This is a genomic window from Salinimonas chungwhensis DSM 16280 (genome assembly GCF_000378185.1).
Taxonomy (GTDB): Bacteria; Pseudomonadota; Gammaproteobacteria; order Enterobacterales; family Alteromonadaceae; genus Alteromonas; species Alteromonas chungwhensis.
Map to the genome: position 1 here is coordinate 40,231 of NZ_KB899384.1, position 12,430 is coordinate 52,660.

The 12,430-nt window shown below is 45.7% G+C and carries 10 protein-coding genes; 7 read left to right on the top strand and 3 right to left on the bottom strand.

Annotated features, from left to right (window positions below):
• Positions 1-239: 239 nt before the first annotated feature.
• Positions 240-2,303 (top strand): TonB-dependent receptor, encoded by a 2,064-nt coding sequence (locus tag F458_RS0113045; RefSeq protein ID WP_018983873.1) that lies wholly within the window; start codon positions 240-242, stop codon positions 2,301-2,303.
• A gap of 184 nt (positions 2,304-2,487) precedes the next feature.
• Positions 2,488-3,795, top strand: coding sequence for a methyl-accepting chemotaxis protein (locus F458_RS21165; protein ID WP_018983874.1), 1,308 nt, complete (start codon positions 2,488-2,490; stop codon positions 3,793-3,795).
• Positions 3,796-3,807: 12 nt separating this feature from the next.
• Here the strand turns inward: F458_RS21165 and F458_RS0113055 are convergent, their stop codons facing one another.
• Entirely contained in the window at positions 3,808-4,623 is an 816-nt protein-coding gene (locus tag F458_RS0113055; protein ID WP_169334842.1) for an FRG domain-containing protein, read from the bottom strand.
• 363 nt (positions 4,624-4,986) lie between these two features.
• Between F458_RS0113055 and F458_RS0113065 the strand changes: the two genes are divergently transcribed.
• Positions 4,987-5,448, top strand: a complete 462-nt coding sequence (locus tag F458_RS0113065; RefSeq protein WP_018983877.1) for a host attachment protein — start codon at positions 4,987-4,989, stop codon at positions 5,446-5,448.
• 87 nt (positions 5,449-5,535) lie between these two features.
• On the opposite strand, the gene F458_RS0113070 is transcribed toward F458_RS0113065, so the two are convergent.
• Positions 5,536-6,588 carry an NAD(P)-dependent alcohol dehydrogenase gene (locus tag F458_RS0113070; RefSeq protein ID WP_018983878.1) on the bottom strand — a complete coding sequence of 351 codons (1,053 nt, stop codon included), beginning with the start codon at positions 6,586-6,588 and terminating at the stop codon, positions 5,536-5,538.
• 284 nt (positions 6,589-6,872) lie between these two features.
• On the opposite strand from F458_RS0113070, the gene recN reads away from it, so the two are divergent.
• From recN to F458_RS0113095, 4 genes are all read left to right on the top strand, one after another.
• Positions 6,873-8,558: a DNA repair protein RecN gene (gene recN, locus F458_RS0113080; RefSeq protein ID WP_018983880.1), complete on the top strand. Its 1,686-nt coding sequence runs from the start codon at positions 6,873-6,875 to the stop codon at positions 8,556-8,558.
• Positions 8,559-8,683: 125 nt separating this feature from the next.
• A complete protein-coding gene (locus tag F458_RS0113085; RefSeq protein WP_026294681.1) occupies positions 8,684-9,040 on the top strand; it encodes an outer membrane protein assembly factor BamE in 357 nt (118 codons plus the stop codon).
• Positions 9,041-9,588: 548 nt separating this feature from the next.
• The gene (gene cspE / locus F458_RS0113090) at positions 9,589-9,795 is read left to right on the top strand and encodes a transcription antiterminator/RNA stability regulator CspE (protein ID WP_018983882.1); all 207 of its coding nucleotides are present in this window, start codon (positions 9,589-9,591) and stop codon (positions 9,793-9,795) included.
• 100 nt (positions 9,796-9,895) lie between these two features.
• The gene (locus F458_RS0113095; RefSeq protein ID WP_018983883.1) at positions 9,896-11,203 is read left to right on the top strand and encodes a DEAD/DEAH box helicase; all 1,308 of its coding nucleotides are present in this window, start codon (positions 9,896-9,898) and stop codon (positions 11,201-11,203) included.
• A 469-nt stretch (positions 11,204-11,672) separates the two neighbouring features.
• Here F458_RS0113095 and F458_RS0113100 read toward each other — a convergent pair whose 3' ends face one another.
• Positions 11,673-12,275 carry a DUF642 domain-containing protein gene (locus F458_RS0113100; RefSeq protein ID WP_018983884.1) on the bottom strand — a complete coding sequence of 201 codons (603 nt, stop codon included), beginning with the start codon at positions 12,273-12,275 and terminating at the stop codon, positions 11,673-11,675.
• Between the last annotated feature and the right edge of the window lie 155 nt (positions 12,276-12,430).

Consider the following 12,430-nt stretch of genomic DNA (forward strand, 5'->3'; position numbering starts at 1 on the left):
GAAAGTTAATATTTCTTTGCATCTGTTTCACAGCGTTTAGAGTAATGCTCAGTTAAAGTATGTTTTTATTGCATGCGCAAAAATAACTTGGACGGTGGCCCGGCGAACCCGTCGCTACATCAGCTCAATGTTAAGTCGTTGAGACTGACGAGTAATCGCTACGACAAAACCTATGCGACACCAAATAACCACCTACATGTGAATATTGTTGGTTATATTTTTCTGTCAAGGATGCCCAAATGAAAAAAAAGATTTTAGCCATCACCGTTATACTTTTCTCTTCAGGCCACGCATTAGGAAAGGCGCATCCAGAGCTTGAGCGTATCGAGATAAAAAGCCGTGAAATGAATCTTGTCGGAGATGCAATATCCGCCGCTGAGGGTGTGGTTGGTCAACAGGAAATAAGGTTACGACCAATATTCCGGACAGGCGATATTTTGGAATTTGTACCTGGTCTGGTTGCCACTCAGCACAGCGGCTCAGGTAAAGCGAACCAGTATTTTCTACGGGGTTTTAATTTAGACCACGGAACAGATTTTGCCACGATGGTCGATGGAATGCCGGTTAATATGCGTACTCATGGGCACGGTCAGGGCTATACCGATCTGAACTTCATTATCCCCGAAACGGTTCAGTCGCTGCGCTATCAAAAAGGGGTTTACTATACCGAAATCGGCGATTTTAGTGGCGCAGGCAGTGCCCAGCTATCCACTATGAAGGAAGCGCCAGCACCTGGCGTTGAGCTCGCCCTGGGTGAATACGGTTTTCAGCGGCTGGTGGGGATAGCAAATGCTACCACCGATAATGGCCACTGGCTGGTAGCAGGAGAAAGACAATTTTATGATGGCCCCTGGCAAGATATTAATGAGGATATCAACAAAACCAATGCCCTGATCAAATGGTCTGATGACTTGGCCGGCGGAGAAGTATCCGTAAGTTTTATGGGCTATGACAATAGCTGGAATAGCGCCGACCAAATTCCACAGCGCGCTGTAACAAGTGGTCGCATAGATGAATTAGGCTCAATCGACCCAAGCGTCGGTGGTGAATCCCATCGATACAGCGTGAATACTGACTGGCAAAATGATAACTGGCACTTTTCCGCGTACGCGATCGCTTATCAGTTGAATCTCTGGTCTAATTTTACATACTTTCTGGATAACCCGGAGCAGGGTGATCAATTTGAGCAGGTGGATGATCGTACAATCTATGGCGGTCAGCTGGACTATCAGTTTTCACATGCTGTTTATTCTAAACCTTCCTCTACAAAGGTTGGTTTCCAGACCCGGATAGATGACATCGAAGAGGTAGGTTTATACGCTACGCGAGATCGCGTCAGGCTTGGTGTTACCAGAAGCGATGAGGTGCTACAAAGTAGTATCAGTAGCTTTATTCGAAATGAAACCCAATGGACATCGCAATTTCGCAGCGTATTGGGAGCACGGTTCGATTATTTTGACTTCTCGGTCGACGATCAGGTTGGTGTAAATCGGTTTGGCATTGACTTATCGCCCAATAGTGGAGACGCCTCAGATGATATAACCTCGCTGAAAGGGAGTCTGATTTATACACTTTCCTCAATGTGGGAAGTTTATGGGGCAGCCGGCCAGGGCTTGCATTCCAATGATGCCCGCGGGACCACTATAGCGGTTGATCCCGCATCCGGGGAACGTGCTCCACAGGTTGATCCCGTTGTCCGGACTACCGGTTTTGAAACCGGTGTTCGTACTTTTATACCCGGTAAATTAAATGCGTCGATGTCCCTGTGGCAACTGGAACTGGATAGCGAACTTTTATTTGTTGGCGATGCCGGTAATACAGAAGCAAGCCGACCCTCCCGGCGTAAGGGAGTAGAATTAACTGCTTATTATTACTTTCTTCCAGCATGGGCTCTGGACGTTGAATATGCGTATACCGATGCGCAATTTACGGATAGTCAGCCTGCTGGCAATCAGATACCCGGGGCAATCGAGCATGTGTTACAAGCCGGATTGAGTGCCGACTTTGAAAACGGATGGTATGGTGCCCTGCGCCTGCGTTATTTTGGTAATCGCCCACTTATTGAGGACGGTACAGTTGAATCAGATTCAAGCATATTAGTAAATTTTCAGACTGGCAGACAGTGGCAAAACTGGCAACTTGAACTGAGCGTGCTCAACCTTACCAATAGTAATGATCATGATATAGATTATTTCTACACATCACGGCTTTCAAATGAACCGGCAGGCTCGCAAACAGACGATCTTCATTATCATGTTTTCGAGCCTCGTTCGGTTCGCATTTCTGCCTCGTATCGGTTTTAAAAAGTGCTCGGACTACTTAAGTAGATTAGACTAATTGACTAACAAAAAAGCACTAGGTGTTAGTGACTTAATTAATGAAGGCTGCGTACAATGTAACCAGTTGTTATCTGATAGCGCTGAATGGCTGAAACATAAATGTTTCACGGTTTCGTTTTTGCTGTCCGTATCTGGAAGGAATACATGTATGTTTATGCGCGCTGCACACCATAATGCAAAGGTCTCAGTCATTAGCGAAGAGCTTCATCAGCACAAATCATTTTACACTGCTGTCAGTCGGGCGGTTCCCCTGATTCGCTTTGCGCCTGACTCCAGGGTTACCGAAGTTAATGATATGTTTGCGCAAATCATGGGGTATACGCCTGCAGAGCTACTTGGTGAAATGCATAAATCGTTATGTCCCGCATCATTTGCCGGGTCCAGTCAGTATCAGCAACTGTGGCGGGATTTGAAAGAGGGCAAAACGGTAGGGGGGACGTTTTCTCGTGTTCATAAGAGCGGCAAAATAGTCTGGCTTGAGTCTACTTACTTTCCTATCGTAAACACCGCAGGTGTGACTGAATCTGTGGTGAAAATTGCCTATGATGTGACCGAAAAGCATGAACAATGGCAAAAATTGACCGCGCTGACCGACGCACTGAATCGCTCTACGGCGATCATTGAGTTTGAAACTGATGGCACCATCAAGGATGCCAATGAAAATTTTCTCAGGACGGTGGGCTATAGTAAGTCGCAGATTGTCACTAAGCATCATCGTATGTTCTGTGATGACAGTTTTTACGACAACAATCCTGACTTCTGGCATAGACTCAGTCGAGGGGAAGTCAAGTCTGGTTTATACCGACGATTCGGTGCCAATGGTCGAGAAATATGGCTGGAAGCTACCTATAATCCTGTTCTTAATAGCGAAGGTAAAGTGGTATCGGTAATGAAGTTTGCAACAGATGTTACTACTGCTGAGCAGAAAAAAGAGCGGATAATAAGGACTACTGAAGTGGCTTTATCAACTTCTGAAGAAACCGCCCAGATTGTTATTGACGGGAAACAGTCGCTGGCAGAGGCAGTCAATGGATTTACCGAAACCCTGAAGGAAGTAGATGAAACTAATATTCTTATGGTTAGCCTCAATGAACAATCGGCGCGCATTGAAAATATTGTTTCCACCATTCAGGCCATAGCAGAGCAAACCAATCTGCTAGCGTTAAACGCAGCTATTGAGGCGGCCAGAGCAGGCGAAATGGGGCGCGGTTTCGCCGTAGTTGCCGATGAGGTTCGTCATCTGGCAAAACGCACTAATGAATCAACCATTGAAATTGAATCAGTAGTAAATGAAAACAAACGTCTCTCCGCCGAAGCCACCGAACGCATGCAAATGGTTAAACAACATGTAGATAAGAATAGTGATTATATTGTTGGCGTTGAGCAAACCATGCAAGAGATTGAAAAAGGCGCTATTAATGTTACTGAAACAATCTCCCGCCTCTCTGATGATTAGATGAGACGGCCATCATAACCCGTATTCAAAATTAATGGCGCGGCTTATCCCCTCAATGCCTGGCGTAATGTCCTGGGGGCCGGCGCCCAGCTGGAATAGTTGCGACTTTAACTGGTGTATAAATTCTTCGCTGCGGCCAAAGCGTATCTTCATCAGAATCGGCGTACTTGTATCTTTAGCGACATCTTCCAGACCGAATTTGCGCTTGCCTGACACGGTGTATCGGGTCCGGTGAGCGTTGATGACCTCATCGTTATAGCAGTTAGAAATCGCGATAGGAAAATCCGGTAACCGCTCACTGCCAAACGTATAGTCATCGTGTATACACTGTTGTGCTTCCGTTAACACTTCGCTATCCATCTTGAAAATTTCCTGAGTAGAAAGTGTCACGCCATTCAGGGCATGGGGGTTTAGTACCCACACTGTGGGCGTTGTGACTTCGTCCTTCCACAGTGAAAAGTATAAGGCAATCAACGGGCTGGTAGTCCAGTGCAGTAGGCGGGTCGGAATACCAAATCTATCGGCCATTGCATACCAGCAAAAAGCACGATTACCACACGGTTGAGAGGGTACAGACTGCTTAACCCGGCGAACAAAATCGTCAAAGATTTGTGTCTCACGTTCCACCGATATATTTTCACGCCAGTTTATAGAACGCATGATGGCGGGGGTCAGCCTGAACATTGAGCTTTCAACGCCGCGAAACCATAACGCTCTGGGATCGCAGCCCAGTTGGTTTGCGATAGGTAAAACCGCATCGACAAATTCACTTAATGAGGTAATCAGACGCGTATTTTGGATGTAACCGTGACGGCTTTCAAACTGCATAACGTTCGCGATAGAAGACAATATTCGCGCTACGCTACCACAAAACATTATGAAGATGCGCAAATTTAATCTGTTTTCTCTCGCAATTCCTTTTATGTCATTCAGACAAATACCGTGGCTGTCCGCAGGTGCATACTCCATTTTCAGGCGCTCAATGATAAGACATCTTCGCTTACTGTTTTTTCAGAATAAAAGATAAGAACCTGAACGGGGAGCGGTATGGTGCAAATTGCTTTACTGGTCGGGTGTGCGGGGCAGACCTGGCCAGTTGGCGCATCTTTTCAGTATGTTTTTGCTATCTTATTCAAACTATTTACCTTTGGCTTGCTTATAAACAGATGAACCCTGAAACGAGGAGAAGACATGATTGGTAAATCGTATCTTGTAGTCGCAAATCAAACCGAAGCAAAGATTTTTATCGAGAAAGACGGCGCGTCAGATCTGGAGCCGGTGGTGGTACTGATGAATGATGATGGTCGTGATACTGATTCAGATTTAGTCACCGATCGCCCAGGTGCGATATCCGCTCCCAGTGATGCTGTACAGGGCGTGGACAGTATGAGTCGCAAAGATGCCTCAGAGATTGAAGCCAAACGTTTTGCAGGTACAGTTACTGACTGGCTGGAAAACAAGCGTTGTACTGAAAAGATTTACCACATTGATATCATCGCCGAGCCTGGATTCTTGGGCAAACTACGTAATCATATGAATAAAAATTTGGCCGAACTGGTGGGTTATACTATTAACAAGGACGTGGTGCGAGAGGATGAAAAAACATGGCAAAAGTATCTCAAAGATGCTGGCCGTGGTTCCGCGCTTCAGTAATGAAAAAGCCCTGCAGATAAACATCTGCAGGGCTTTATTGATTGCTCGGCAATCTTACCACTAAACGTTGGCTATATTTTTATGGCCTTAGTCTTCCACACTCAACGTCGCCATGTCGATAACAAAACGGTGGGCGATGTCGCCTTTTTCTAAGTGGGCAAAGGCATCGTTAACTTCGTCGGCACGTATCATTTTACATTCAGGGTGAATATTGTGCTCAGCACAAAAGTCCAGCACTTCCTGTGTCTCTTTTATACCACCGATAAGTGAGCCAGCCACCCGACGTCTGCCCAGTACAAGCGGCGCTGTCATAGGCTCTTCCATAGGACCAATCTGGCCGACTATCACTAACGTACCGTCGATATCAAGAAGCGGCGTGTATGGATTCAAATCATGTTTGACCGGTACAGTATCGATAATAACGTCAAAGGCGTTAGCAGAAGACTCCATAGCCTCTTTATCCGTGGAAACAAGAATACCACTGGCCCCCAGATTCTTTGCTTCCTGCTCTTTGGCATCTGAGCGGCTAAGTACCGTAACGTCAGCTCCCATAGCCACAGCCAGTTTAACCGCCATGTGACCCAGTCCACCGAGACCGATAACGCCGACCCGGCTTCCCTGCTTGACGCCAAACTTTTTAAGCGGTGTATAGGTAGTGATACCTGCACATAAAATAGGCGCGGTTTTCGCCAGGTCCAGTGACTGTGGTACACGCATGACAAACTCTTCGCGGGCCACAATATGTTTAGAATAGCCACCCTGGGTGATTTCACCGGTGACACGATCGGGCGCACCATAGGTAGGTGTCATACCATTACGGCAAAACTGTTCTTCATGATTTTCACACTGGTCACAGGTTTGGCAACTGTCTACCATGCACCCTACGGCAACATGATCACCGACCTGATAATTTTGAACCTGCTGGCCCACCTCAATAACTTTACCGATGATTTCATGACCGGGTACAAGTGGATAAGGCTGGTCACCCCAATCACCGTTAACGGTATGCAGATCAGAGTGGCAAACACCACTGTACAAAATCTCGATAGAAACATCGTTGTCACGCAAGTTTCTGCGTTCGAAATGGTATGGCACCATGTGCGCATCAGATGACTTGGCCGCGTAACCAATTGTTTTCATACTTACCTCTGTGTATTAAGTTTATTTGTCACCTGTTAATAGTGATACACATAGCAAATCGATTACGTTGGTCGCGAAAAAAGATACAACAGCATATTTCCCCATCATCTTTGTAACAGACTCTGACGGCAGAAAAGCGGGGATCAGTGAACGTTCGCAGACCTTATCAAAAGAGCGTTCGTAGGCAAAATCCAGTCTGACTGATAAAACCATTTTCTGCGGACTTGTAATAGCTGAAAAAGCACTGTATAAATAAACAAGTACTGTATGTTTATAGAGTCTTTATGCTTATACAATTATCGATCAAGAACTTTGCAGTTGTCCGTGATTTAACCGTGAACTTTGACCAGGGGTTAACTGCGATAACCGGTGAAACGGGGGCGGGTAAATCCATCGCGATTGATGCCTTGAGTCTATGTCTTGGGGAGCGTGCTGATGCAGGCTCGGTGCGCAAAGAAGCCACTAAGGCGGAAATCGTAGCGCACTTCACTGTTTGTGATAACGCGAACGCACTGGCATGGTTAAAAGAACATGAGCTTGAGTCTGAGGATGATGGTGAAACCTGTTTTATCAGACGGGTTATATCTAAAGAAGGGCGCTCAAAGGCCTTTGTCAATGGTTCCCCTGTGTCATTACAGCAGTTAAAGGTGTTTGGCCAGAGCCTGTTAGCTATCCATGGGCAAAATACGCACCTGCAACTGTTAAAAGACGATGTACAACGCAATCATCTCGATAATTTTGCCAATCACAAAGAGCTACAGAATACGGTAATTACAACCTTTGATCATTGGCGAGAGAAGCAGAAAAGACTCAGCGAACTGCAGCAACAGGCGCAAACCCGGGCTGATAGGCGTCAATTATTGGTGTATCAGGTTGAAGAGTTAGATGACTTTGCGCTGGCGGATAAAGAATTTGAAGAATTAGAGACTGAACATAAGCGTTTGAGCAATGGTCAGGCATTACTCGAACAGGCGCAAACCAGCTTTTATAATCTGTACGAAAACGATGAGGGAAATGCGTTATCGGTTATTCAGAATAGTCTTGAGCGACTGGTGCAACTGCAGGAGCATGATGCAAGTCTGAGTCCGATTATCACAATGCTCAATGATGCCTCGATACAGGTTGAAGAAGCCGCGTCTGAATTGCGTAGCTATTGTGACGCGCTGGAAATTGATCCGTTGCGCCTGCAACAGGTGGAAAGTCGCTACAGCAAATGTATGGAACTGGCCAGAAAACATAACATAGAGCCTGAATCATTGTATGAGTTTCACCAACAGCTGGCTATGGAGTTTAAACAGTTAGAGGACGAGGACACCCAGCTGGAGACGCTGGAAGCTGAAGTGCAAGAGGCCAAAGCGGATTATTTGAAAGCGGCGACGCTACTTTCGGATTCTCGCCAGCAGGCTGCCAGGTCATTTGCAGAAAATATTGAATCTCAGATTCAGCGAATGAATATGAAGCATGCCTGTGTCGTTGTTGACGTAGACTTTAATTCTGATAAGACTCCTGCGGCGCAAGGGCTGGACGATGTAAGAATGCTTGTTTCCACGAATCCGGGGCAGGATCCGGACCGGTTGGATAAAGTTGTATCCGGCGGGGAACTATCACGTATCGGTTTGGCGATACAAGTGTTGGCAAGTGGCAAAAATGCCATCCCGACTATGATTTTTGATGAGGTTGACGCAGGCATCAGCGGACCGACCGCATCGATAGTCGGTGCTTTGCTAAGAAAGCTCGGTAGTCATAGTCAGGTAATGTGTGTCACGCATTTACCGCAGGTGGCGGCACAGGCTCATAATCAGCTTTTCGTCACGAAGCTGACCGATGGTGAAAGTACCCAGACCATGATGCTTGCTTTGGCTGAGCAAGAGCGTGTGGATGAGCTGGCCAGACTACTGGCAGGTGATAAAGTTACAGAAACAGCCCTTGCTAATGCGAGAGAGTTATTGAAAAATTCAGGATCGAACTAATAAGCGGTTGATTGGTCATAGTGGGGTGGGGTAGCATGCTCCGCACTATTTAGACGTGATGCAGGGTTTTTTCGATGGCGCTCTGCACAATCAAAACAATAAAAGCGACTGGACCTAATTCTCGAATGAAGTTGTATCAATATTTACTACTATCTGTTTTGGCATTCTCCTCAGTGGCATGCTCTAACTGGATTTACCGCATTGATGTTCCGCAGGGTAATTTTTTAGATGAACGTGATGTAAAAGAATTGCGCAAGGGAATGTCAAAAGATCAGATTATCTATGTGCTTGGAAATCCGGTTGTAGAAGACTCATTTAACGATGATACCTGGTATTATGTTTATGACATGAAGCGCGGCATGCGCAAACGTGGTGAAGATTTTCAAAAGCAATTGATTCTGACATTTAATAATGATGAGCTTGTTACTGCAGAAGGTGATTTTGAGTTGTCAGAAGATTTTGATACGCCTTTAGATCAATAATGTTTTCTACTGGTTACCCGTTATTATTTATGCGAGTAAACAGTTAATATCCTGTCCTGATAGTTACACAGTTTGAGACTGTGTAACGTCCCTCTATTGATGAGCCTGTCGATATAACATTCAATAGGGCATTTTCATTTAACTGCACCGTTTGATGATGTTTGGGTATATCAGCTTATGTTATCTGCCCTAAGAGAAGATTGCTTTTTTTGTTAGTCACCTACCGAAAGTTGATGATTCCAGGCTACCTTGCCAAACTGAGACAGAGTACAGGCCTGCCGGGATAAACTTCTTATTTGTATGGTTTCGATTAAAGAATAATCGAATTTATCGCTGGCCTAAGTCTAAAATGACTGTTACTATCACGCCGCCTTTTGAAGGTTCTATTTAAGTTTGATCGATGCTTCAACCGTTAGTCCTCTGTTAGTCCCCCTCGTGCGATTTTAAACCAGACACTTTCCGATTTAAGCCTGTTACAAAGTAATAGCCCTTCATTAAACGACGCGCTGAATACATTCAGCCACATATTTTATTCTAGGAGTCATCTTATGTCTGCAACTGGCACAGTTAAATGGTTTGACGAAGCTAAGGGTTTCGGTTTTATTTCACAAGAAGATGGTGGCAAAGACGTCTTTGTTCACTTTAGAGCGATCAAATCTGATGGCTTTAAAACGTTGGCCGAAGGCCAGCAGGTTCAGTTTACTATTGAAGAAGGCAACAAAGGCCCTCAGGCTGCGGATGTAGAAGCGCTTTAATAGTGAAAAAAAGGGTGCGCAGGCACCCTTTTTCTGCAATTAGGACACTAATTGCTCCAGTGCATGTTGCACACTTTTCTTTTTTATTTTTGAGGTTTTAATGTCATTTTCCCAGTTGGGTCTGTCTACAAATTTAATGCAGGCGATTGAAAAGCAAGGCTATGAAACGCCTTCACCTATCCAGGCAAAAGCGATTCCCGCTGTTTTGGCTGGCCAGGATGTCTTGGCTGCAGCCCAGACCGGAACCGGCAAAACGGCAGGTTTCGCCTTACCTATATTAGAAAGATTATCGCAGGGTAAAGCACCGAAAGGTAATCACGTTCGCGCGTTAATTCTGACGCCAACCCGTGAGTTGGCTGCGCAGGTGGAACAGAGCATCCGAGAACTCAGCGAGTTTACCTCCGTGAATACTGCTGTAGTCTTTGGTGGGGTAGGTATCAATCCTCAGATGAAACGACTGCGCAAGGGTGTGGATATTCTGATAGCGACCCCGGGTCGTCTGCTGGATCTTCACCAGCAAAATGCGGTGAAGTTTGATCAGTTGGAAACGCTGGTGCTGGATGAAGCTGACCGCATGCTGGACATGGGCTTTATTCACGATATTAAACGCATCATTAAATTGTTGCCGGTTAAACGTCAGACACTACTGTTCTCTGCGACTTTCTCCGATACCGTTACCGCACTGGCGGAAACAATGACGAATAATCCTGAGAAGATTTCCACCACACCTGCCAATACAACGGTTGATAAAATTGACCAGCGACTAGTGGCATTAGACCGAAATCGCAAAATGGCCGCGCTGATCACTATGGTCAAAGAAAATCAGTGGCATCAGGTGTTGGCGTTTACGCGCACTAAGCATGGTGCAAACAGACTGGCTAAAAAACTAGATGCCGCCGGCATTGCCAGTGCTGCTATTCATGGTAATAAAAGCCAGGGAGCGCGAACCAAAGCGTTGGCAGACTTCAAATCCGCAAAGATTAATGTTCTGGTTGCTACAGACATAGCAGCCAGAGGCATAGATATCAGTCAGCTGCCTATTGTGGTTAATGTTGACTTGCCTAATACTGCGGCGGACTATGTGCATCGGATTGGGCGTACCGGCAGGGCAGGGGCAGTGGGTCAGGCCTGGTCGTTAGTCAGTGCTGATGAGCTGCAGCAGTTAAAAGATATTGAAACGCTGATTCAAAAGCTAATCCCCCGTGAAACGCTTAAAGGGTTCTCGCCTGAACTATCACTTGCCGAAACACGGCTTTCTCCACCTAAAAAAGCAAATAAGCCTAAGAAAACCAAAAATTTTGGTGGTCAGGCCCGGTCAGGCAAGCCGGCCGGTAGCGGAGCAAACCGCAGATCTAATTCCAGACCAAAATCATCGGCAAGCCACAGTTCAGCGACATCTTCACAGTAAGCATATAAAGATACTAAAAAGCCAGGCATAGCCTGGCTTTTGTATACTGACGGACAGGTAACCTTGATATGAATGCTTTGATCTTGCGTCCGCCCAACAGAGCGTCAATGCGCCATGAGTAACCAAGCCAACTAGCCTGACTTCAGTGACAACAACATCGACATTGTCAATGAGATAGTCTTCAAAGCGACGTCAAAAGCTAAACTGACGTGAAACGCTCAACGGCTTAACGGCTGGACTATCACTCGCGAAAACTCCGCTTTCTCCGCCTTAAAAGGTAACTAAGCCGCAACCAAGAGAGTGGTGGTAAGGCGAGTTTGCCAGTGGCGGAGTAAACCATCGTTCCCAGTCCCCACAATAACCATCGGCAAGCGAGAGCTCAGCGGCATCTTCGTAGCAAACATGTACAGGTACTAAAAAGCCAGACTTAGCCTGGCTTTTGTATAATGGTGACAGATAGCTGCTGTAACTATGCTTTAAATTTGCGTCTGCCCGACAAAGCCAGCAAGCCAAGGGCAATCAGGCCAATTGAACCAGGTTCAGGCACGGCAACACTGACAGCATCAATAAGGTTGCCTTTAGAGCCTCTGTTTAAAGAGGTGAATCGAACCTGTGAAAAATCAGATGTAGCCGCAAAAATCGTACTGAAGGTATCCCATTGCCGAACGCTGGTGTATTCAATATTTTGCGAGAAAAGCATATTATTTGTAGCCGCATCTAACACTTCAACCTTGAAAGACTCATTCAGGTTTTCTCTTGCAGCATATGCAAACTCAAGTGAGTAGGTTTGGCCTGCTTCAGAAGCAAAATTCTGAAAAATTGTCTGAAAGCCAGTGTTGTCTGAATTAAGTTCGATATGCTGTGAGCCGTCAAAAGCAGCAAATCCATTCAAGTTATTCCAGATTTCTATCGTGTCGCCTGACCAACCGTTAACTTGATTTGCGCTAAAGCTGCTCCACCCTCCGGCATTGACGGTGTTTTCTTCAAAGCTACCATTTTTAATCAGGCTTGCATTGGCTACACCTGATAATAAAACGACACTACTTAATACTGCAGCAATCACCTTTTTCATAATTTTCCCTCATTAACATCGAATTGGTGTAAGAACCGCTTACGTGCCGTTCTTCATATTATGCGAATAAGGTAAAGCCAGCTTCGTGCCAAAATTAAAAAAGCTTTCAACAACAATAAGATACTTAAGGTTAATGGTTCTTTTTTACTATCACT

Bases quoted from the DNA above. Each gene is read 5' to 3' on its own strand.
- recN (WP_018983880.1), top strand. From the start codon at position 6,873: ATGCTTATACAATTATCGATCAAGAACTTTGCAGTTGTCCGTGATTTA.
- F458_RS0113065 (WP_018983877.1), top strand. From the start codon at position 4,987: ATGATTGGTAAATCGTATCTTGTAGTCGCAAATCAAACCGAAGCAAAG.
- F458_RS0113085 (WP_026294681.1), top strand. From the start codon at position 8,684: ATGAAGTTGTATCAATATTTACTACTATCTGTTTTGGCATTCTCCTCA.
- F458_RS0113100 (WP_018983884.1), bottom strand. From the start codon at position 12,275: ATGAAAAAGGTGATTGCTGCAGTATTAAGTAGTGTCGTTTTATTATCA.
- F458_RS0113070 (WP_018983878.1), bottom strand. From the start codon at position 6,588: ATGAAAACAATTGGTTACGCGGCCAAGTCATCTGATGCGCACATGGTG.
- F458_RS0113055 (WP_169334842.1), bottom strand. From the start codon at position 4,623: ATGCAGTTTGAAAGCCGTCACGGTTACATCCAAAATACGCGTCTGATT.
- F458_RS0113095 (WP_018983883.1), top strand. From the start codon at position 9,896: ATGTCATTTTCCCAGTTGGGTCTGTCTACAAATTTAATGCAGGCGATT.
- cspE (WP_018983882.1), top strand. From the start codon at position 9,589: ATGTCTGCAACTGGCACAGTTAAATGGTTTGACGAAGCTAAGGGTTTC.
- F458_RS0113045 (WP_018983873.1), top strand. From the start codon at position 240: ATGAAAAAAAAGATTTTAGCCATCACCGTTATACTTTTCTCTTCAGGC.
- F458_RS21165 (WP_018983874.1), top strand. From the start codon at position 2,488: ATGTTTATGCGCGCTGCACACCATAATGCAAAGGTCTCAGTCATTAGC.